Annotated in this window: 15 protein-coding genes; 3 read left to right on the top strand and 12 right to left on the bottom strand. The window is 59.9% G+C overall.

Annotated elements, in window-relative coordinates; all coding sequences use genetic code 11:
- Positions 1–56: 56 nt before the first annotated feature.
- From QWB57_RS09910 to QWB57_RS09900, 3 genes are read left to right on the top strand one after another with little or no spacing between them, the layout of a single operon-like run.
- A complete protein-coding gene (locus tag QWB57_RS09910; RefSeq protein ID WP_288969359.1) occupies positions 57–599 on the top strand; it encodes a DUF4123 domain-containing protein in 543 nt (180 codons plus the stop codon).
- A gap of 13 nt (positions 600–612) precedes the next feature.
- Positions 613–969, top strand: coding sequence for a hypothetical protein (locus QWB57_RS09905; protein WP_223628229.1), 357 nt, complete (start codon positions 613–615; stop codon positions 967–969).
- 2 nt (positions 970–971) lie between these two features.
- Positions 972–2,528 carry a hypothetical protein gene (locus QWB57_RS09900; protein WP_223628227.1) on the top strand — a complete coding sequence of 519 codons (1,557 nt, stop codon included), beginning with the start codon at positions 972–974 and terminating at the stop codon, positions 2,526–2,528.
- A 123-nt stretch (positions 2,529–2,651) separates the two neighbouring features.
- Here the strand turns inward: QWB57_RS09900 and QWB57_RS09895 are convergent, their stop codons facing one another.
- The 12 genes from QWB57_RS09895 to QWB57_RS09840 all read right to left on the bottom strand — a co-directional run bounded on the left by QWB57_RS09895 (position 2,652) and on the right by QWB57_RS09840 (position 22,272).
- Positions 2,652–2,981, bottom strand: coding sequence for a DUF4280 domain-containing protein (locus QWB57_RS09895; protein WP_263296741.1), 330 nt, complete (start codon positions 2,979–2,981; stop codon positions 2,652–2,654).
- Between the two features lie 93 nt (positions 2,982–3,074).
- Complete coding sequence (locus QWB57_RS09890; RefSeq protein WP_223628222.1) at positions 3,075–3,665, bottom strand: OmpA family protein; 591 nt, start codon at positions 3,663–3,665, stop codon at positions 3,075–3,077.
- 214 nt (positions 3,666–3,879) lie between these two features.
- Positions 3,880–9,675 (bottom strand): MBG domain-containing protein, encoded by a 5,796-nt coding sequence (locus tag QWB57_RS09885; RefSeq protein WP_288969356.1) that lies wholly within the window; start codon positions 9,673–9,675, stop codon positions 3,880–3,882.
- A gap of 18 nt (positions 9,676–9,693) precedes the next feature.
- Positions 9,694–11,337, bottom strand: coding sequence for a ShlB/FhaC/HecB family hemolysin secretion/activation protein (locus tag QWB57_RS09880; RefSeq protein WP_288969355.1), 1,644 nt, complete (start codon positions 11,335–11,337; stop codon positions 9,694–9,696).
- Positions 11,338–11,384: 47 nt separating this feature from the next.
- Entirely contained in the window at positions 11,385–13,574 is a 2,190-nt protein-coding gene (locus tag QWB57_RS09875) for a CHAT domain-containing protein (RefSeq protein WP_288969353.1), read from the bottom strand.
- A gap of 375 nt (positions 13,575–13,949) precedes the next feature.
- Entirely contained in the window at positions 13,950–15,227 is a 1,278-nt protein-coding gene (locus QWB57_RS09870) for a glutamate-5-semialdehyde dehydrogenase (RefSeq protein ID WP_223628213.1), read from the bottom strand.
- Positions 15,224–16,357, bottom strand: coding sequence for a glutamate 5-kinase (proB, locus tag QWB57_RS09865; protein ID WP_223628211.1), 1,134 nt, complete (start codon positions 16,355–16,357; stop codon positions 15,224–15,226). The genes QWB57_RS09870 and proB overlap by 4 nt, the downstream gene beginning before the upstream one ends.
- Positions 16,358–16,360: 3 nt before the next feature.
- On the bottom strand, positions 16,361–17,656 hold the full coding sequence (gene argH / locus QWB57_RS09860) for an argininosuccinate lyase (protein ID WP_223628208.1): 1,296 nt from the start codon (positions 17,654–17,656) through the stop codon (positions 16,361–16,363).
- Complete coding sequence (gene argC, locus QWB57_RS09855; protein ID WP_288969351.1) at positions 17,653–18,612, bottom strand: N-acetyl-gamma-glutamyl-phosphate reductase; 960 nt, start codon at positions 18,610–18,612, stop codon at positions 17,653–17,655. The genes argH and argC overlap by 4 nt, the downstream gene beginning before the upstream one ends.
- On the bottom strand, positions 18,609–19,928 hold the full coding sequence (locus tag QWB57_RS09850; RefSeq protein WP_288969373.1) for an acetylglutamate kinase: 1,320 nt from the start codon (positions 19,926–19,928) through the stop codon (positions 18,609–18,611). The genes argC and QWB57_RS09850 overlap by 4 nt, the downstream gene beginning before the upstream one ends.
- 52 nt (positions 19,929–19,980) lie before the next feature.
- Positions 19,981–21,060, bottom strand: coding sequence for an acetylornithine deacetylase (locus tag QWB57_RS09845; RefSeq protein ID WP_288969350.1), 1,080 nt, complete (start codon positions 21,058–21,060; stop codon positions 19,981–19,983).
- A 3-nt stretch (positions 21,061–21,063) separates the two neighbouring features.
- The gene (locus QWB57_RS09840; RefSeq protein WP_288969349.1) at positions 21,064–22,272 is read right to left on the bottom strand and encodes an argininosuccinate synthase; all 1,209 of its coding nucleotides are present in this window, start codon (positions 22,270–22,272) and stop codon (positions 21,064–21,066) included.
- Positions 22,273–22,289 lie beyond the last annotated feature (17 nt).

Here is a 22,289-nt window from a genome sequence, read left to right as displayed (position 1 = left end):
GGGGCGATGACAACTCGGGCACCTTCCGCACAACAGCGCACAACGGAAACGTCTTCGTGATTGGTCAGGGACAGTTTGAACTACTGCAACGCGCAATCTTCGGGCAAGGGCGCCCCGCCTTTGCGGTGCTGGATGGTGCTGGCATTGATGACCTGCCAGCTCTGTTGCAACAACACGCCCCAGAGGCCATGTGCCTGTTTTCCGGTGAGCTGGATCCCATGTTGGCAGCTGCCGCGCCCTATCTGGTTCCACTACGGAATGGTTCGCCAGGTACCCAGCTTGTCCTGCGCGATGGCTGGAACTCGCACTGGGGGATCATCTTGGTAACTGATGCCGATACCACCATGCTTTCGCTACGCTCGCATTTGCGCCGCATCTTGCGGGTCGCCGCACCCGGTGGCGAATCCATGTTGTTCAGATTCTATGATCCACGTGCGTTCCGCACAGTGGTTCCCACCTTCGACAAACAGCAGCACAAAGTATTTTTCGGCCCCATCCACGGCTGCTACGTGGAGTCACGCGATACCAATCAAGCGTTGTACTTCGCACGTGACAACCAGCAGGCCTCCGCCCCCCTGCCGCTCTCTGCCGCAGCCTAGGAGCGCAAGCATCATGCTCGAGCTTGACCGCAAGCAACTGTCAACGATCGGCCATACCCAGCTGCGCAATAATCTGGCGGATTTCCTCAACCGTCACCTTGGTGGCAAAGCTCCGCTGCAGCTTGATCAATTGGATGCCGAATTGGATGCCGTAATTGCCCACTGCCAAAAAGAAGGCCTGAAAACGCAACGTGCGATCGCATCCTACGCCCTTGCCTGCTCGCTGTTTGGCAATGATCGAGTAGCGGGTGACCCCTCGATTGTTGGCATCCTTGCAGATCGCAGCAGCTCCCAGATGGATCGCGCCTTGCTGATTGAAATGTGGACTGCCGCTGCCTACAGTGATTTCCGACGCGCGCAGGGAGGCTGAACATGTTCGAATCCTTGTCCGAAGGTTTATCCAGTATCGGTGCGGCTGCAAGCGGAGCCGTGCAACAAGCGCAGCAAGCCGCCAATACCGCTGCGCAGCAGGCGGCCAACGCAGCAAAAGGCGCGATTGGTGAAGCTCAGACTGCCGTCTCCAATGCAGCCACTGCCGCCGCAGGTGCCGCCAATGGCGCGGTTGCCGAAGCACAAAAAGCTGCGCAACAAGCAATTGCCCAAGCCGGTAATGCAGCACAAGGGGCACTGCAGCAAGCAAATTCCGCACTGGACAATGCTCGCAATGCCGCCAACGACATGGCGAACAATGCGTTGAGGCAAGCCAATACGGCATTGACCCAAGCACGCGAGCAGGCCGGGGCCGCGGCACAAAATGCTCTGAAGCAAGCACATGCGGCTGTGGATGCGGCACAACAGCAAGCCAAGACGATGGTCAAAGGCGCGCTGGATACCGCCAATCAAGCTCTAGATAGCGCCATGAATACGGCCGAACAAGCCGCTCAGGAGCAAATTGGCCGCGCCATGGATATGGTCGACAGGGCCAGCGATTTGATCGAAAACGGCGTCAACCAGGCACTGGATACCGCCAACGGTGCCATCGACAATGCGCAGGAAATCCTCCGCAATGCCGCCACCAATGCCTTGCAGAAAGCCCGTAGCGAAGTACTCGATCGCGCACACGACGCATTGGGGGAGGTGCGCGGTGCGCTGGATGCGTTGCCGGCTTCATTCCCCAACCTGCCGATTGATCTACCTTCGTCCAGTTGTCCGTATGTCAATGCGCTACGCGATGCACTTGCTCGCCGTGCAGCACAAGCAAATAGCGCTTTGGGTAATGCGGTCAACGCACTCAACAATGTTGCTGGCCCACTACTGGATCAGGCCGATGACATGCTGGACCAAGCCGACGCCTTGGCCGATCAAGCCTTGGATGCGATGGATCAAGCAATGACTGCGCTGGACGACGCGCAAGCCACCGCCAACCAAGCCGCGCACCAAGCGATTGACACCGCCAAGGGGGCGGTGCAACAAGCACAGCAAACTGTGCGTGACACCGCCAAGACCGCCATCGATCAAGCCAAGTCCACCGTGAATTCGGTGCGGGATCAAGTCAACAACACCGTTAATGATGGCGTTGACAAAGCGATGGCGGTGGTAGATACCGTGCAACAGCAGGCTGGCGATGCCGCACAACAAGCTCTGGATACCGCTCAGCACGCTGCGGAACAGGCGCAACAGCAAGCCAATCAGATGGCCCAACAAGCGCTTGCCCAAGCTAACCAGGCTGCACAGCAGGCCCAACAAGCCCTCAATGGTGCTGCACAAAGTGCCCTCAATTCAGCGCAGGGCGCCGCGCAGGAAGCGGTTACCAGTGCCGGCCAGGCAGCACAGGGGGCAATCTCCAATGCTCAGGCTGCTGTCACACAGGCATCCTCTGCGGCCGCAGCTGCCGCCAACCAGGCCGTTGCCGGCGCGCAAGCAGCCATCGCCGGGGCAACTCAGGCCGTCGGCAACGCCGCCAAATCATTGGGCAATCTCAACGGCTGACATTGTGAGCCCCAGAAACTGCTGCGATTCAATGCCGTTGCAGACACAAAAAAGGCGATCCAAGATCGCCTTTTTTATTGCATATCCAGCACCCCCGAACACACTAGCCCCGCTTTCACAGGCTCATGGAATCATTTCCGTTGCCTGCCCGGGGTTGGTGATCGTGATGAGCCCACCCCACGTACACAGATTGGTGCTGATGTTATCCAATGCAGGCATTCCGCCGATCAACACAGTGGGTGCCCCCACCTTCCAAGGTGATACCACCACCGGAATACACGGCTGCGGTGTCAACACCCCCATGGCAGCGGTAGTTGCCGCGGCCACCATGGGATTACTGGGGGTGGTGCACATCCCAAACGGCATGATGTTCTTCATGGGAATGAAGTCCATGATGTTGGCTGCCGGCTGCATCCCAGACAGTACCCGTTTCTCCGGAGTTACCACCAACATCGAGGGTGCCATACCAAAGACACAGGTCAATGTCGCTAGATTGACAACCTGAATTGGCACCTACCACACTCCTCGCCCGAGAACTGACAGTGATCAGCCGCCGGTTGCCAGAATTTCGACGCGGCGATTCTCCGCGGCAAACGGATCATCCTTGTTCAACAGCTCGCTCTTGCCTTTGCCTACTGCACGCAGACGTGCAGAGGCAACGCCGTGATCGACCAGATAGCGGCGCACCGCATTGGCGCGGCGGTCGGACAAGGCCTTGTTGTATTCCGCTGAGCCCTTGCCATCGGTATGCCCAATCACCGTGAACTTGCGATCTTGCAGCTGCGGCGAGGCCAACGCGGCGGCCAGGTTGGCCATGGTGTTTTCCGAGCTGCCGGAGATCCTGTCTGAATTGAACTCGAAATTGATCTGCATATTGATCGATGCAGGCTTGGCCGGCTTGGTCGCTACCGGAGCGGGTGCTGGGGCCGTAGTCGCCATCGAAGCGGCACCCGGGCGCAATGCCCGCGTTTGCCCTGCAGATTGCTCGGCATTGTCGGTCTTCAACGTGCCGATGATGGAGTCCACCGACGGCGCTTCTTGCGCCTGCGGGGGCGTCTTCTGTGCTTCCTGAGCCAAGAGCGTACCGCAACTTGCAAACAAGGCCGCCACCAAGGCGCCATGCAAAACTGTCTTCATGATCATCGTCGCATCCTCGTCAAATTGCGGCCTGATGGCCGGATTGGTTGCGCGCATAGAGCGCACGCCAGGCAGCTGCCTGCATGAAAGCAGTTTGCACCAGGAAACCCCGGATTTCGATACCACGTTCGGCCTAGACCTGATTGTCCAAGCCACACTTAGATCAACAATACCAGCGCAAACCCCCGAGGTCATCGGGGGTTGCCGGCTGGATTCAGAAGTCACCGCAGCTACTGCGCTTCTCACTATCGAAGCAATTAGTGAGATTCGGGCGCGAGCGCACTTTGGACCATTCATTGGCCAAGGCATCCCCTGTAGAGGCCAAGACTTGATCATCCAATGTTGCGTTCACCGCACACACCGGGGCCGCACCGAAATTGCGGTCATACACATAGGTGTCGACCGTTTCGCGAATGAAATCCACCGGCGTGGAAGAAAGCTGTGGCAGCGGTATGATCTGGAATGCCGCGGCATTGCCTGGCGCTTGGACAAATTTGTAGTTCTTGGCAATCGTGCCACCGACGATCGGGTAGAACCCAACCGGTGACAGCGGCCCGGCCGGGGACGACCAGATATTGCCGCTGCCAAATACGCTCTGCTGGGTATCGCCATTGCGGAAGCCGGCCACGGTACCAGTGAAATCAGGATTTGCGCCGCCCAAATACCGCACGAAGGGATCTGCCGTGAACACCAACGTCGCTTGGGTAATGCTCAAGGTGCCAGGCATCAGCTGGAATTTATAGCCAGCCGCAGAGGTAAAGTTGCCTGTAATCGCATAATTGCCAACATCACTCGCGATAGTGGCACTGGTTGACGCCGATCCGCTGGCAACATTGGCTGCCGTATCACCCAAAATGGCACCCGTCACGGTATAGCTGAACAGGGGGTTCTCCAAGCCGTATTCACGCGTGGCGTTGTCAAAGGTGATGGTGGCAATCGGTTGCTGCACATAGATGAAGTGATTGTCGCCACCCGTCACTGTTACGCCGCAAGCACCCAAATAGGCACATCCGTACAGGTTCGGCAAATTGCCATCCCCGGCAAGACCGCCGCGAGCTTCACCCGTCCAAGTACTGGCCCATACGTGCCAATCGCCGGATGCCGTCAGCGCCGCACCCGAGACGTTCTGCAAGCGCCCCGCGGTGACCAAATCGATGTTGGTAGCGGTCACACCGGCATTGAGGGTCATGTCACCGGCCAAATTGCGAATCAGTGCATCGCCACCCGCAGTGACACCTGTCGACCCCATGCTGGACAACTGACCCGAGCTGGCATTGAAGCCCAGCGCGGAGACGCTACCAATTGCAAGGTCGTTGGCATCCTGGAACTGGAAGTTGCCACCGGCAGACCCGGCCAACGTGGTGCTGGCCACATCATTTTGTGCGAGGCCCAATTGCACGTTGCCACTCGCGTTCGCCAGCAAACTATGCGCAAGGATCGCAGCACTTGCGGTTTGCGTGATATCGCCACCACTGGCCAAGGCCAGTGTGTAATTGCCGACATTCACACCCGCCTGCAAATCAATTCCGCCACCACCACTGTTCTGCAAGGTCAAATTGCCATTACGGGTGATCGCTTCCTGCACATGAATTGCACCCGCATGCTGGCTGCTGCCAATCACCACCTCGGGTGCACTGATTCGGCCCAGCTCATCATTGCTGATGGCAAAACCATCGCCATGCCCGAGCAAAATCTGGTCAGTGATGCGATCGTAAACACCGCCGTTCGCATCCACGCCACCTGGGCGCAGGTTGACGCCAACACTGCTGTGAAGGCTGCCATCCAATACGAGGGCATCGCCACTCCCGCCGTTCGCCGCACGAATGACGATCAGGCTGTTGCCTGCATCCACCACAGCACCGGCCCCCAACCGCAGGCCAGCCGCAGTGCCTTCACCGCTCAATTCAATTCCACCGCCATTACTGGAAATGCTGACCCCATTGGCAATCGCCAGCCCATCCGAGCTTGGCGCGGTGCTACGACCACGCAGATCCACATGCCCGCTATTGGTTGCGATGGTGCCACCACCGATGCTCAGACCACTGCTAGCCCCAACCCCCGCCAGCGTAATGCTGCCAGTCGTCGTGTTGATGCCAGAAGCTGCACCCAGTTGAATGCCGCGCCCGGATGCTGCGATGCCTTGCACATTTACCTGGCCTGCCACTGTGCTGAGGGTCGCGTCAAGATTGACACCCACCCCACCTGCCGCTGAAGCGTCGCCGTTCACATCGACATTGCCACCGGCGCTATCCACGCCGCCATTGGTCAGCGAGACACCCAGTGCCGCACCGCTGCCGGTAATCGCCACCGCGCCGCCGCCACTGGTTACCTGATTATTTTGCATCAGCACGCCAGCATCGACGCCCACGCCATGAATGGTGATCGCGCCACCACTGCTGCCGACTGCAAACGGATTGCTGCCATCACCCAACTGCACACCCACGCCACCTGCACTGTTGCCGGTCACCACAATTGTGCCGCCATTGGTCGCCAGGCCCGTGCCCGTAACCCGCACACCGGCGGTGGCATTGGCCGCAGTCGCGGTGCCGTCCAGCGTGATATTGCCGCTGTTAGTCGTGATTGCCCCATTGCCCACATCCAAACCGAATGTGGCACCGGTGCCGTACAAGCCAATGGCACCCGTCGTGGTGGTGACACCTGCGCCATTGGCGAACTGAATACCCACGCCCTGCGCCGCATCGCCATGCACGATAACGTGCCCCGCACCACTACTCAGCGGTGCGGCAGACAACACCACACCCACCCCACCTGCCGCTGAAGCGTCGCCGTTCACATCGACATTGCCACCGGCGCTATCCACGCCGCCATTGGTCAGCGAGACACCCAGTGCCGCACCGCTGCCGGTAATCGCCACCGCGCCGCCGCCACTGGTTACCTGATTATTTTGCATCAGCACGCCAGCATCGACGCCCACGCCATGAATGGTGATCGCGCCACCACTGCTGCCGACTGCAAACGGATTGCTGCCATCACCCAACTGCACACCCACGCCACCTGCACTGTTGCCGGTCACCACAATTGTGCCGCCATTGGTCGCCAGGCCCGTGCCCGTAACCCGCACACCGGCGGTGGCATTGGCCGCAGTCGCGGTGCCGTCCAGCGTGATATTGCCGCTGTTAGTCGTGATTGCCCCATTGCCCACATCCAAACCGAATGTGGCACCGGTGCCGTACAAGCCAATGGCACCCGTCGTGGTGGTGACACCTGCGCCATTGGCGAACTGAATACCCACGCCCTGCGCCGCATCGCCTATCACCGTCAACGCACCAGCACCCGACGTCAGATCCACGCCGTCGGCATAGACACCGATCGCACCCGCTGCACTGGCATGACCAGTGATACTGAGCGCGCCACCACTACTATCGATAGCGTTGCCAAGTGTTCCAGGGTGCAGCACAACACCACCTGTCGCACCTTCACCGTACAACACAATATCGCCACCAGCACTGCTGACTGCGTAGTAACCAACACCACCCAACACCAAGCCCGTGGCTGCAGTGCTTGAACCGAACACATCAATCAAGCCACCGGCGCTATCAATGCCACCCGTAATGGTTGTGCCATCCGCGCTACCACCTTCGCCATGCACACGGATGTTGCCACCATTGCTGTACAGGTCACCTGCAAAATACACCCCATGTGCGGCACCAATACCTGACAGATCGATGTCACCACCGCTGATCGTCAGCGTAGTAAATGACGCAAACAAACCATCGGCATCAGTACTCTGCCCATGGATGAGCACACCGTCGGCACCTGCCGTGATGCTGCCTCCGTTGAGACTGACCCCACTGGCTGCTCCCGATCCGGTGCCATAAATGGCGACCCCCCCACTCCCCGCATCGATTGAGCTTTCACCCATCGAGACACCAGCACCGGAGCCTGTGCTGGTACCACGCAGCAATACATTACCGCCATCAGTGGTGATCGTCATTCCTGACAGGGAAATTCCAGAAACGGCACTACTGGCATAGCCATTCAGTGGATCCGACTGGCCATACATCGAGATATTGCCGCCCATGCTGAGCAAGCTTGCGCTGCCAAAATCAATGCCGCCCGAGTATGGTGAACCACCCGCCGAGTTGGCGTTGAACACCATATCCAACGGACCATTCGAAGCCGCGATGGAGAACGCGTTACCAAAAATGCTGCCGGCTGCATTCACATCGAACGACAGGCGTGCGGCGTTGTCCGAATAGATCTGCGCATCATCGAACTGCACATCCGCATTCGAGTTCAGTACTACGCTGGTTCCGTTATAGAACGCGTAATTGATTTCGGCATCCTGCACCGTGGTGCCGTACTGTGGTGCGTCTTGATTGCCCACGGCACTGCCATTGATCACGGTCAGATCAGGCGCATCCAACGTCCAACGCCCTGCGCTGCCGGAAGACCCCGCATCGACCTGCAAACCACGCAAATCAAATAGACTGTCACTGGAGGTCAGGATCGCCCCGCCCGTCGTTCCACCTCGCGCGATCAAGCTGCCAAAGGCAGCAAGATAATTGGATGCTGAAAGCGAAATCGAGCCTCCCGCTCCACTGTTTCCTTGTGCATTGATCATGCGACCCTGCGGCAGCATCACATCGAAACCGCTGCCCGTGATCTGCCCGCCATTGGTGCCGCCCGATGCCAGCACATCGACACCAAGCAATAGCGCACCAGCCCCAGCATCCAGCAGAATGCTGCCTCCGTTGCCGGCTTTCGCACTGGCACTTATTTCCGCGTAACTGGCAATACCGTTTCCGGCATTGATTTGTATGCTGCCTGCGGTCCCGGTCACGCTATTGGCGTTCAACCAAGACAGGGAATCGAAATTGACGGCGCCAGACGCTTCGATCTGGATTTGCCCGCCACCAGCAGCGCCGCTGGCATCAATGTGGCTGCCATAGCTGGCAGGATACCCATTGACGGTGTCTGCATCGTTGTGAAGGGTGACTGTGTCACCACGAATCACCACCGCACCACCCGCGTAGGCACCACCCGAGACATCAATGCTGCCGGGGATGAAATCGGTGCTGGCGTCGGTCAGAATTCCAGGTGACCCAACCATTACATCGCCATCGGTCGTCAGCTCCACCCGGCCACCTCGAGTGCTAACACCGCGTGCACGCAATGTGCCTCCGGCAATGATGAGGCCACCGGTCGCACTCGCAGTCATCGCCGTACGCATCTGGATCTGCCCACCATCGGCAGTGATATTCCCGGTATTGGCCACCATCGGAAGCACTGGCCCGGGGCAAGGCAAAGATGGGCATCCAAATGATCCCGGTTTCGCAATTCCTGGGCCAGTGATGGTCAGCATCGTCAGACCGTCGCCTTGAAAATCCAAGGTCACGCTTTCTGCCGAGCCAAATAGCACACTGCCACCGGGAGTGGTGATATCGCCTTGATTGAGTATCTGTCGCCCCAACAGCGCCACGGTTCCCTTAGCTGAAGTGTTGATCTGAGCACCGTAATCAACCATGACAGATTGATCGCCCACATTGGTCATCGGCTCAAACTGATAGTGCCCGCTGTCCACGCCAGTGAGGAAATTGGCATCGCTGATGTCCATGGTGGATGCCACCAGCCCACCGACGTTGACCACCGAACCACTACCGAAGGTAATGCCTGACGGATTGATCAGGAACACATTGCCGTTTGAGGACAACGTGCCATCGATGAACGACTGGGAGATACCGTAGCCGCCACCAACAACGCGATTCAATGTCACGCTGTTGGCACCGAACTGCTGGTCAAAATTGACCGTGAAGCCGTAGGCGATACTGAATGAATCCCAGTTGATGATTGCGCCCTTGGTGGTCTGGGTCACCGTCATGACGATATCGCTGTTGTTGATTGTTGCAGCACCAGAAACGACGTTGCCATTTTCAGGCAGGCTCTGTGCCATGGCGGGTAGTACTGGCATCGCCATTGCAGCCACCAGCGCCGCGGCCAACTTCCGACGCCGCAGACTCTGCAATTGTTCGCGATGTGTCTTGTTCATGCGCATTGCCAGTTCTCCTCAAAATGCTTTTTGGATCGACCAAAACACGCGAGGATTACGATCCCCGCCATCGGTCAGGCCCGGCCCGGTTTCGCGCCAGGCGATACTCAAATTGATCGTGACCTTGTCGGGCTTACTCCAATTGAAGCCCAGGCCATAGCCGCGCAGACTGCGTGAAACATCACCATCGAGTGGCCGTGGCGTATGGAATTGATCGCCATGTGCGGCGTCATAAAATGCGAACAAGGTCGATTCTGGCTTCAGCGCAAAACGCAGCTCTACCGTCCCCAGCCAACCATCGTCGACCAGCACCTCACCCGTGGCATATGCGCGTACCGCCTTGGGCCCGCTCAAGGACAGCTTTTCGTAGGTATCCAGATTCTTGCTGGCGCGCTGCATGCCGCCACCCACGAACAAACTGAACTTGGGTGCGAGATATTGCAGCCGCGCAAATTGCAATGTGAACTTGCTGAAGCCACCCTCGGTGTCATAACCGAACGGAGGCTTGTCGAAGGCTTGGCTCATGGCATCGCGCAAGTTCAGAGTGCCGTGATAGGCCATTGCGTTCAGACTGGTATAGCCGCCGCCGCCAAGCCGATCGCGATTTTCCAGCGAAATGCCAAGGCCGCCGCCGTTGATGCGTTTGCGGGTTTCATACCCGACGGCCTCAAACCGATCGGTCAGTGACTTGCTATCCAGCACTCCACGCAAAAACAGGTTGGTACTGCGCTGGCGAATGATCGGATAGCTGAAAGAAAGGTCTGCCACATTACCCACGCCGGTGGGCTTGAGCGGCGCAAATGGCCCACCCAATTCGTATTGCACGCGCGCCAAACCGCCACCAATGCGCAAGCCGGAGTAACCCACTGGCGATTCGTAGGAAATGCGCCCGAATGCGGTGTGCATGCCTTGCGCGGCCATGATGCGCAGATCGAGATTATCGCCGCGCTCGAACGGGCTGGCCCAACGCATGCTGCCGGTCAAGCGGTAGCGACCGGAATCGCGGGTGCCGTAATCATCCAGTTCAAGACCAAACTTGAGCCGGTCACGCTCACTCACCACGACCTTCAAATCGGTGGCTCCCGAGGTGGTGCCTGCCGAGATGGCTGACTGCGGTTTGATCCCTGGCAGATCCGACAGCAACAACATGGCGCGCTCGTAATTGCGGCTATTGAGCGGCTTGCCAGGTTCCAGGATGGCCAAGGTCTTGGCAACGCGCTCTTTATGCAGTGGCGTTCCGGGGGCAAGTTCAATATTCACATCGCCCAGCTGGCCTTCCACCACTTGCAGCTTGACGCGCCCGTCCTTGACCTCCTGCACCGGCACGAATACTTGCACCAGCGCCAAGCCGTGCTTGCGATAGACATCGGTGGCTTTGGCCGCAATTCTTTCCAGATCCTGGAAGGTTACATTCTGGCCAATCATGCCTGCCGCTGCTGCTTGCAGTTCGCTTTCGGGAACGCCGGTAGCGCCGGCAAACTCCACCCCTTGCAGGACGAAGCTAGCCTGTGTCTGCGCAGCCATTTGCGGCTCTGCCAGTGCTTGTGCTTGCTGCGGCGTGGAGACAGCGGTTTGTTGCGGTCCCGCCTCGCTTCCTTCTGCAGCCTGCGCCAACGGCATACAAGCCAACAACAGCGCTGCAGTCAGCAGATTCCTGTGCATGTTCTGGGTATCCATGGTGTTCGTCCTGTGCCCCTGCCCGAACCGCTTCACTTGACCACCTGCAAGCGCCAGTTGCCGATCAAATTGAACGGTGCCCAGTAGTAGGGGTGCGTGGTTTCCGGGTTGGCCATCACTGCAAGCTGCGCCTGCTGCATGGCGTCTTGCACCTCCAAGCCTTTGGCAAGGTCGGTATAGAGGGTGGTCATCAATTCTTCGGTGGCAGCATCGGACACCGGCCACAACGACACCAACAAGGTTGATGTCCCGGCTGACAAGAACGAGCGGGTGAAGCCCAGCACTTCGTCGCCATTTTCAACGCGCCCCAATCCGGATTCGCAGGCAGACAGTGCCACCATCGCCACGTTGTTCAATTTCATGCCCAACACATCTTTTGCTTCCAAGTAGTTGGCTTGGCCATTTTCATCGGCCAGCAACACTTTGGAATGCAAGGGATCCAAGGTGTCCGCCATGGCATGGGCAGCGATGTGCACCAACTTGGCGTTCGGTGCATTGGCTTCGAAATTATCTTTGCTGGCCTGCTCGCGGAAGAACAACTTGGCACCCGGAAATTCCTTTGCCAACTCGTGCACTTCTTTTTCTGCACCGGGCAGTGGGTTGGCCACCTCCGGGTTAACCGCCGGATTGCCGAATGCCAGCAATTGCGCGCTGGTGGTAGGGGTGCGCTGCGCCAAGCGCGCCGCCACGCTGATCGAGGGCGCAATCGACATCGGATTGCGTTGGATCAGGTACTTGCCATCCAAGCGCAGGGCTTGGAATGGCAAGTAATGCAGCGGCCCATGCGGCACGATGATGATGCGCTTGCCCGCTGGCACACCCAAGGGTGCCAGCAACAGCTGGCCGATCTTGTCGCTGACCGTTTGCGCGCTGGGGCTCAAACGAATCAGCGCATCCCGATAGGCGTCGACCAAGCGCACCAAATCCTTGCGTGGCAAGGTCACCGGAAACTTCACCTCGCGTACGCCGTCCTTGGACAACACCCATGCCACCAAGCGATCCGGCAAGGTGTGATAGGCCACCACCACTTCGTCAGGCTTGAGCATCGCCTGCAAGGTCTGGGCATCGAGTGCGGTTGCCTCACCACGGTCGAGATCGGCACGCCCCGCCACCGCATCCAGCAGCGCACGCGAACGGCTGCGCTCACTGATATCGAACGCCTGATCGGCCTGCCCCAACTTGCTGTGCAGCGAGATCGCACGCTCGAATACTGCCTGCAAATCAGAGAACAAGCCCATCTTGAACTCATCACTGCGGAACTGCGAGCGCGCCTTGTCGAATACGCCAATCGCCTGATCCAGGGATTGTGCGGCATCGGTATCCTGCCCCAAGGCAGCCTGGCTCTTGGACATGCCATCCAATGCCCATGCACGATAGAAATCTTCATCGCCATCGGCCGGCGCATTGGCCAATTGCTGGTACAACGCCAAGGCTTCGGCCGGTTTCTGCTCGGCTAGCAGCAGACGCCCGCGGGTACGCTGCAGTTGTGCACGCTGCCTTGCATCGGCCGGCTCCTTGATGGCATCCAAGGTACTGCGCGCGCGCGCCAAATCTCCTGACAAGATCAGGGCATTGCTAAGTGAGGCATCGACCAGCGGGCGGAAGCGATCAGAGCTTTCACCCTGTGCCTGTTCGTACAACGCGATTGCCTCGGCGTAGTTGGCTTGGCGTGTGCGCACATCGCCTAGAATCTTGCGCGCCGGCCCATTGACCTGGGTGGGGTCTTGGCCGGGGTACTTCAGCGCCAGATTGGCGAATTGTTCGGCGCGCTCCAGCTGGCCGCCGTAACTGAACGCGATGGCCAGATCGCGATACGCCTTGCCCAGCAAATCTTTATTTCCGGTTTGCAGTGCCACATGCAAAGCCTTGCTGGCGGCCTGGGCACTTTCGCGGAACTCGCCTTTTTCCGCCAACTCCACGGCTTGACTGCAATAGGCGTAACCGTCCAGTTTGACCTTCTCGCGATCATAGAGTGCGGCACCATCGGCCGCCATCGACAACGCGGTATCCGCATCTTCCAGCTTGCCCAATGCAAGTAGCGCAGTCCTGGTGTCGTTTTCAGCAACATCCGAAACTGCTGACGCCGCCGAGACTTGCGGATCCTGCAGTGCAAGTGGCGAGGCAGCAGGGCCTTGCTGCCGCGTACTGATTTCAATATTCCGTGCCCCCGCATCCGGCGCACACCCAGCGTGCACGATGGGACTGGCAAGTGCCAAGCTCAACACGGTGAGAATGAGGCTCGAAGCAGAATTCGCTGCGCGTACCATGCGATAAACTCCCAACAGACGATGCAGGCGCAACCTGCGAATGTGATGGAGTCTAAAATTCCGGCATCGGCCTATCCTATTCGCGATAAGGCATAGCACCAATTGCGTATGCTCATCTGTCCGGATAGGGTAAAAATGCCGTTGGCACTGCAGATGCCTGCACCAAGCCACCTCAATCGTGGTCAGTACACGCTCCCCGTACACAACTTTCAGACCCGTTCGTCTGATCTATACGTTGTTACAGGATGAATCCGGCCAACAGGGCTCATTGCAGCCCAACTAGGATGATCTGGTTGGCAACAAAAGGCACGATCCTTTCGATTGTCCTGACTACTGAATCGGGCTGGACAGCAAGTTCGGATGCCGTACCTGGCCGCTGCCATGCACTACAAAACGCTCAATGGTCAGAGACTCCACGCCCATCGGCCCGTAGGCGTGCAGGCGCGTGGTGGAAATGCCGATTTCCGCACCCAAGCCCAGCTGCCCGCCGTCATTGAAGCGCGAGCTGGCATTGACCATCACAGCCGAGCTGCGAATGGCGCGCACGAAGGCATCCGCAGCGGCGGCATCGTCGGTGACGATGACTTCGGTGTGGTCGGAGGTGTATTGCTGGATATGCGCGATGGCCGCATCCAGGCTATCCACGACCCGCACCGCAATGATGAGATCCAGAAACTCGGCGGCGTAATCGGCGTCGCTGGCCGCCACCACACTGGCATCGAAGGCTTGCGTGACTGCATCGCCACGCACTTGCACGCCACGCTGCTTGAGTGCGGCCAATGCAGCCGGCAAGAAAGCATCGGCAATATCGCGATGCACCAACAAGGTTTCCAGCGCATTGCACACCCCCGGGCGCGAGGTCTTGCCATCCAGCAGCAAGGCCAGTGCGTTGTCGCTATTGGCAGCGCGATCCACGTACAAATGGCAGACGCCCTGGTAGTGCTTGATCACTGGCACGCGGGCATGTTCGGCCACGAAGCGGATCAGGCTTTCGCCGCCGCGTGGAATGGCCAGGTCAACCAGGTCGGTGAGCTGCAACAACTCCAGGACATGTTCGCGCGCGGTATCGGTAATCAGCGAGACCGCCGCCGTGGGCAATCCCGCATTGCGCAGCGCCGCATGCAGGCAGGTGGCAATTGCGGCATTGCTGTGCGCGGCTTCCGACCCACCGCGCAACAGCACCGCATTGCCAGCTTTCAGGCATAGCGCTGCGGCTTCGGCCGTCACATTGGGGCGCGCTTCAAAAATCATCGCAATCAGGCCCAGCGGGATGCGCTGGCGTTGTACTTGCACGCCATTGGGGCGGGTGTCACTGCGTGTGATTTGGCCGAATGGATCAGGCTGCGCCGCCACTTCACGCAGGGCGGTCGCCATACCCTGCACGCGCACCGCATCCAACAGCAGCCGGTCCAAGGTTGCGTTGCTGGCACCCCCTTCGCGGGCTGCCTGCATGTCCAACGCATTGGCGCTGAGGATGCTGACGTGCCCTTCCAGCAACTGCGCGGCCATGTCTTCCAGCAAGGCGCGGCGCTGCGCGCCACTACAAGCGGCGATCACACTCTGCGCCTGCCGCGCGGCCACGGCCAGATTGCGCACATATCCACTCATGCGGTTGCGTCCTGTTGCAGCAAAACCAGATCATCGCGATGGATCATCGCCTCGTCATAGCGGAACCCCAGCACACGCTCGATGTCGCGGCTGTGTTGGCCGGTGATGCGCGCACTGTCTTGCGCGTTGTATTGCGCCAACCCGTGGGCCAATGCATCCCCCGCCTCGTTGCACACCAGAACCACATCGCCGCGGCGGAAATCACCCGCCACGCGGCGCACACCACCGGGCAACAATGACGCGCCACGCAGCAGTGCCGCCTGCGCACCGGCATCCACGGTCAATGTGCCGGATACCGGCGCATGCCGCAGCCATTGTTTGCGCGATGACAAACGGTTGCCTTGCGCCGCGAACAAGCTGCCGTGCAATACGCCCTGCGCCAGGGCGGCCACGGTAGCGGCATCGCGGCCACAAAACAGTGCGGTGGCGATACCGGCCATCGCCGCCTTGTCGGCAGCCTCCACTTTGGTGCGCATGCCGCCGGTGCCCAATGCGCCCGCCGCGCCCGCCATCGCCAACACGTCTGGCGTGATGGTGCGAATGTAAGTGAGCGGGACGGCGTCGGGGTGGTGTTGCGGATGCGCGCTGTACAAACCGCCGATATCGGTGGCGATCAACAACACATCGGCATCCACCAGTGAGGCCACCGCCGCCGCAAGGTTATCGTTGTCGCCCAACTTCAATTCATCCACCGCCACCGTGTCGTTTTCATTCACTACCGGCACTGCCCCCAGCCGCAGCAACTCCAGCAACGCGCTGCGGGCATTGAGATAACGGCGGCGGTTGCGCAGGTCATCGTGGGTCAACAACACTTGCGCCACCGGTGCCTCGAAGAAGCGTTGCCACAGTGCAATCAACTGCGCCTGCCCGAGTGCCGCCAAGGCTTGTTTCGCCGCAATCGTGGCCGCTGCATCCTTGCCATTGGCCAGCAGCGCACGCCCGGCGGCGACTGCGCCGGACGACACAATCACCACTTCGCGTCCGGCTTGCCGGCTGGTCAACACAAACTGCGCCAAGCCCAACGCAAAGCGCGGGCTCAAGCCACCGCCATCGGCAGCAAGCAGGCTGCTGCCCACCTTCAGCACCGCACGTTTCCATGCGGGAAGAGGCTGCGATGCAAAGGTGCTCATGATTCAGGCCAGCGCCTCCCAGCGCATGTGCAAGGTATCCAACCGCAGATCGGCCGCCGCACCGGGAGAGGTGCGCACTTGCAGGGAACCCTCCGGCGTGCGCCCCAAGCCCGCGCTGTCGGCCGCGGCCGCCGCGGCTTGGTAGGCTTCGCGAAACGGCACACCGGCAATGGCGGCTTCCACCGCCACGTCGGTGGCGTACATGCCCGAATCCATCGCGGCACGCAGCTTGTCCGGGCGCCATTCCAGATTGGCCAATAACGCCGGCAACAATTCCAATGCCGCCAAGCCCCGCGCAAAGCCGTGCACGATGGCGGGCTTGCTGTTTTGCAGGTCGCGGTGATAGCCCGATGGCAGCGACAACAATTGTTCGATTTCGGTCCGCGCCGCCGCCACGCTGGCATGGGTGGCGCGCATCAATTCGATCACGTCGGGATTGCGCTTGTTGGGCATGATCGAGCTGCCGGTGGTGTACTGCGCCGGCAACGCCACGAAGGCATATTCGCCACTGGTGAACAGCGACAGATCCCACGCGATGCGACGCAAATCCAAAGTCGCGCTACCCAGTGCTTCCAAGGCCGCCAGCTCGAATTTGCCACGCGAAAGTTGCGCGTAGACCGGTGAGATCTGCATGCGCGCAAAACCCAGCGCCTGCGTGGTGTGTTCGCGATCCAATGTCAAGTTGACGCCGTAGCCGGCCGCCGTGCCCAGCGGGTTGCAGTCAACCAAGGCAAACGTGCTGTGTGCGCGAATGGCGTTATCGATGAACGCCTCTGCCCAGCCCGCCCACCACATGCCAGCGGATGACACCACCGCACGCTGGATATGGGTATAGCCGGGGATCGGCAACATCGCTTCGGCAGATGCGCGGTCCAATGCCACCTTGGCGATATCACGCGACAATTCGGCAACACGCGCCAATTTTTCTTTCAGCCACAGCCGTGTGGCCACCAGAATCTGGTCGTTGCGGCTGCGCCCGGTGTGGATCTTGCGGCCGGCATCGCCCAAGCGTTCGGTGAGCCGCGCTTCGATGGCGGAATGGCAATCTTCGTACTGTGCATCCAGCACGAATGCACCGGTACTGAAGTCCTCGGTGAGCTGCGCCAGTTCACGCTTGAGCGCCGCCAACTCGTCTGCGCTGAGGATGCCGACGTGCTGCAAGCCTTCGGCATGCGCGGTGCTGGCAGTGATGTCGTGCAGGAAGAATTCGCGATCCAGGATCACATCGTCGCCCGCAAGAAAACGCTGGATTTGTGCGTCCACCGCCACACCGGGTTTTTGCCAAAGCAGGGTTGTCATGCGGCGTGCTCCAAAGGGATTCCTGTCATCTCATCCAACCCGCACGCAAGATTGATGTTCTGCACCGCTTGCGTGGCCGCGCCTTTCAACAAATTGTCTTCGGTGGCCACCACCACCAAACGCCGGCCATCGCCACTCAAGGTAAAGCCGCCAATTTCGACATGGTGACGGCCTGCAATCCGGCTGACCCACGGCGCTGCCTCTTGCACATGCACCAAGGGCTCGCCCGCATAGCGATTGCGATAGCGCGCCAGCACTTCATCCAAATCAAACGCGATCGACAGATGCAAATTCGCAGTCAACGTGATGCCGCGAAAATGCGGTGCCACATGCGGCATGAACTCCACCGCATGCCCCAACTGCCGGGATACTTCGCGCTCGTGGACATGCTCGGTGAGTGCATACGGCATCAGGTTGTCGCGCAGCAATTCCACATTGTTCTTGTCGCTGGGCGTGGTGCCGGCACCGGAATAGCCGGACACGCCAAAACACTGCACCGGGCCATCCAGCACAGTGCGCATCGGTGCGATAGCCAACTGCATCGCGGTGGCATAGCAGCCCGGATTGCTGATCCGGCGCTGGCCTGCGTAGTGATGGCGGGTCAACTCCGGCAGACCGTAATACCAGCCGGGGTCGAAACGGTAGTCGGCCGACAGATCAATGAGGATCGGGTCCACGCCCGCCGCGTCGAATGCCTGCACGATGGCGGAGGCCTTGCCATTGGGCAGCGCCAGGAGCACCACATCGGCGCCGAGGGTTGGCAAGTCTTCGTGCGCTGGATTGCAGTAGCGCAATTGCCCCGAGTAGGCAACGTTGTGGTCCGCCAAGCGCTGACCGTCCCATTCGCGCGAGGTGACAAACGCCAGTTCCAAGCGCGGGTGTGCGGCAATCAAGCGAATCAATTCCGCGCCGGTATGGCCGCGCGCACCGACCAGGCCAACTTGCAACGCGCTCATACGGGTTCTTCCAAGGTGGCCGGGCGTTTTGCGCATAGCTGCACATAGCGTTCGATCCGGTCAAACCCGACGCGGCCATACCAATACACCTTCCATTTGTCCTGTTTGATGCAGCCATCGGATTCCGCGTAATAGAACGGATTGACTGCATTGCCGTGGCGCGAACGCCAGAACAACATCGGGTTTTGCTCGCGCATCACCAACCACACCGCACGTCCTAGGCCTTCACCTTGTGCATCGTCCAGCACCGCAAATTTATCCAGATAAATGCCGGCATCCTCCTGGGTCAAAATGACCGCGGCACGGTAATTTTCACTGACGTAGGCACGGTGCAACTGCGTGCATTCGAAATAGTCCGGCAGCAATTTCCGGCCAAACGCCGAGTCAATCAATCCACGCAGACGTGGCAAGTCGAAATCCGCCCACGATGCGCCCTGCAGAACACGTTCACCGCGCCGCACCAGCGTGCCCGAGCCTTTGTGGGTGAACAATTCCTTGGCCAATTCCGATGGCTTGGTGATCGACACCGAGGAGGCCAACGGCAGGCCTTCCAGCAAGCCCTTGATTTGTTCGATCTTCACCCGCATACCGCCTTCAATCCACGGCTGCTGCATCAGGTGGTCGTATTCGGTGGACAGATTGATCGAATCAATGATGCGCCCTTGTGCATCCAGCAGCCCGCCGGTACCGGTCAGGAACACGATCTTGTACGGCTGCAAAACCTGTACCAATTCGTTGGCGGCAAAATCGGCATTGACGTTGAGAATCTGCCCGCCCACGGTCTCACCCAATGAGGCGATCACCGGGATCGAACCCGATTGCAGGCTGGCCTGGATAGGCGCCAAATCCACGCGCTTGACCTGGCCCACCAACCCCAGGCGCTCGCGGTCCAGGTAGTCGGCTTCAAACACGCCGCTGACAATGCTGGTCGCGCGGGCATCGGCCGCTTGTAGGGCTTCGACCAACTTCAAGTTCTGCGCATGGAACACGCGGCGCACGATGGCCAACGCTTCCGGCGAGGTCACGCGCAAACCATCGATGGTGTTCTTTTCGATACCGGCCGCCGACAGCTCCACATCCAATTGCGGGCCGGCGCCATGGATGACGATGGGCGTCAGGCCCACGTCCTGCAAAAACGCCAGCGATGAGACCAGCGCATCAAGGTCATCGCGCAACACTGCGCCGCCCACCTTGACCACCGCAAAGCGCGCGGCATCCAATTGCGAGAAACGCTTCAAGTACTGCGAAATTTCCTTGGCGCTGCCCATGCTGGACAGCAACCGCACAATGGTCTGGCGGGTTTGCGGGTCGTGCACGGCATGCGAATTGAGGATCGGGGTCACGGCAAATCCACTGTCAAGGTCATTGTCAAAGAATGCGGACGATGGCGTCGGCATAGCGCTGAAGTTGCGCCAGTGCCACCCATTCGTCGGCGGTGTGCGCCTGTGCAATATCGCCAGGGCCATACACGAATGCGGTCAAGCCGGCTTGCGAAAACAACGCGGCCTCGGTCCAGAAATCCACCGCGTTGCCCACCGGCAAGTACAGCGATTCGGCGAGTGATTGCGCGGCTTGCCGGCGCTGTTCGGCATACGTCGCATCGCCCGCAGGCAATGACGGGCCACGGAAGGTTTCTTGGTAGCGGTCCAGCGCGCCGGGGGCAGCACACGTGCCAAAGCGCGCATGCAGCGTGTCGATATCGTGGGAGGGCAAAGGCCGAAACCCGAAGCGCACTTCCGCGCTGGGTGCGATCACATTGGCCTTGATCCCCCCTTCCACCCTGCCAATATTGAAGCGCAAGCCCTGCAAGCCAGCGAAGCAGTGATTGGCTTCGCTGGCTACAAAATCCAGCGCCCCGCCGCCCCAGCGCATGGCCTGATGCAGCGCATTGGCATGCAGCGCATTCGCGCCGGACGCATGCCCCGCCTCGCCTTTGAATTTCAGCAAGACCGAGCTGATCCCGCGATGCGCCAATACCGCTTCGCAGCGCGTGGGCTCAGCGATAATGGCTTCAGAAAAGCCGTGATCGCTACCCAGGAATGCAGCAATGCAACGCGGATCATTGGCTTCCTCATCGGAGGAAAACAAAAACGCCGCATCCCCCTGCGTGGCATTGGCTGCGGCAATCAGCCCGGCTGCCGCGCCCTTGATATCGCAAGCACCAAGGCCAATGGCGCGATCGGCGCTGACCCGCAACGTAAACGGGTCGGCACTCCAGCCCTCCGACGAGGGCACCGTATCCAGATGCACATTGAAGACACGCCGCGGATTGCCACGCACCGCCAGCAGCGACACTGCGCCGTCACCGTGGTCAGTCACCTCACAACGATACCCCGGCAACTGCGCGCGGATGTAGTCGAAGATCCCGCCGCTACCAATCAGGCGCGGCGGGTTGCGGGTGTCGAAGGACACCAAGGATTCGAGATGCTGAAGAATGGTATTGAGCATGGCTTAGCGCTGCGCGTTGACCCCGGCCCACAACGTGCTGCTCATCCCGAACAACTTGATGAAACCCTCGGCTTCCTCCACGCCCCAATCGGCCGATTGCGCATAGGTGGCGCCCTTGCTGTTGAGGATATGCGCGGAGCGCACCGCTACCGCGTCCACGCGACCGCCGTGGGTACGCAACACCACTTCGCCATTGACCATGCGCTGCGAGGACGCCAGGAAGGCTTCAAGATCGGCCTTGATGGGGTCGTGATAGAAGCCTTCGTACACCAGCTCCACCCACTTGCGCGCAACTTCGGGCTTGAAGCGGTTTTGCTGTTTGGACAGCACCGCTTCTTCCAGCGCGCGATGCGCGGTGAGCAGTGCGATCAGGCCCGGCGCTTCAAACACGATGCGACCTTTCAGTCCAATCGTGGTATCGCCGGTGTACATGCCGCGGCCCACGCCGTATTGCGCAAACATCGTATTGAGTTTGGCCAGGATTTTTTCGCCGGCGAGTACTTGCCCATCCAGCGCCACCGCCTGCCCTTGTGCAAACCGCAAGCTCACCTCCATTGCCTCGGCCGGCCACTGCTCGCGGCGCGCGCACCAACCACGCGCACCGTCGCCGGGGGCTTCCCAACTGTCAATTTCGCCACCGGACATGGTCAGGCCCAGCAGGTTTTCATTGATGGTGTACGCCTTCTGCTTGGCACGCACAGCAAAGCCGCGATCTTCCAGATACGCCTGCTCATAGGCGCGGGTTTGGGTGTGCTCTTTTTGGATTTCACGGATCGGCGCAACGATGCGGTACTGGCCCTGCGACTTCACTGCCAAGTCAAAGCGCACCTGGTCATTGCCCATGCCGGTGCAGCCATGCGCGATGGCATTGGTACCCAATGCTTTCGCCCGCGCCAGCGCGGCATCCACGATCAGATAGCGGTCCGACACCAATAGCGGATATTGCCCCTGATAGCCTTCGCCGGCCCACACGAAGGGTTTGACGAAATCATTCCACAGCGCCGCGCCGCCATCGATGGTGACATGCGATGCCACCCCCAGTTCGGCCGCACGTGCTTCGATGGTGGCGCGCTCCTCGGCACTCACGCCGCCGGTATCGGCAAACACGGTGTGCACCTGCCAACCCTGTTCTTGCAGATAGGGCACGCAAAAACTGGTGTCGAGGCCGCCGGAAAAGGCGAGAACGATGTCTTTGGAATCAGCAGCAGTCATGTGAGATCTCGGTGTCT

The organism is uncultured Thermomonas sp. (assembly GCF_937872235.1).
Taxonomy (GTDB): domain Bacteria; phylum Pseudomonadota; class Gammaproteobacteria; order Xanthomonadales; family Xanthomonadaceae; genus Thermomonas; species Thermomonas beijingensis.
Note: the sequence above shows the minus strand (reverse complement) of the source record. Positions and strands in the feature narration are given on the sequence as shown.

Bases quoted from the DNA above. Each gene is read 5' to 3' on its own strand.
- QWB57_RS09905 (WP_223628229.1), top strand. From the start codon at position 613: ATGCTCGAGCTTGACCGCAAGCAACTGTCAACGATCGGCCATACCCAG.
- QWB57_RS09900 (WP_223628227.1), top strand. From the start codon at position 972: ATGTTCGAATCCTTGTCCGAAGGTTTATCCAGTATCGGTGCGGCTGCA.
- QWB57_RS09895 (WP_263296741.1), bottom strand. From the start codon at position 2,981: ATGTTGGTGGTAACTCCGGAGAAACGGGTACTGTCTGGGATGCAGCCG.
- QWB57_RS09890 (WP_223628222.1), bottom strand. From the start codon at position 3,665: ATGAAGACAGTTTTGCATGGCGCCTTGGTGGCGGCCTTGTTTGCAAGT.
- QWB57_RS09885 (WP_288969356.1), bottom strand. From the start codon at position 9,675: ATGAACAAGACACATCGCGAACAATTGCAGAGTCTGCGGCGTCGGAAG.
- QWB57_RS09880 (WP_288969355.1), bottom strand. From the start codon at position 11,337: ATGCACAGGAATCTGCTGACTGCAGCGCTGTTGTTGGCTTGTATGCCG.
- QWB57_RS09870 (WP_223628213.1), bottom strand. From the start codon at position 15,227: ATGAGTGGATATGTGCGCAATCTGGCCGTGGCCGCGCGGCAGGCGCAG.
- proB (WP_223628211.1), bottom strand. From the start codon at position 16,357: ATGAGCACCTTTGCATCGCAGCCTCTTCCCGCATGGAAACGTGCGGTG.
- argH (WP_223628208.1), bottom strand. From the start codon at position 17,656: ATGACAACCCTGCTTTGGCAAAAACCCGGTGTGGCGGTGGACGCACAA.
- argC (WP_288969351.1), bottom strand. From the start codon at position 18,612: ATGAGCGCGTTGCAAGTTGGCCTGGTCGGTGCGCGCGGCCATACCGGC.
- QWB57_RS09845 (WP_288969350.1), bottom strand. From the start codon at position 21,060: ATGCTCAATACCATTCTTCAGCATCTCGAATCCTTGGTGTCCTTCGAC.
- QWB57_RS09840 (WP_288969349.1), bottom strand. From the start codon at position 22,272: ATGACTGCTGCTGATTCCAAAGACATCGTTCTCGCCTTTTCCGGCGGC.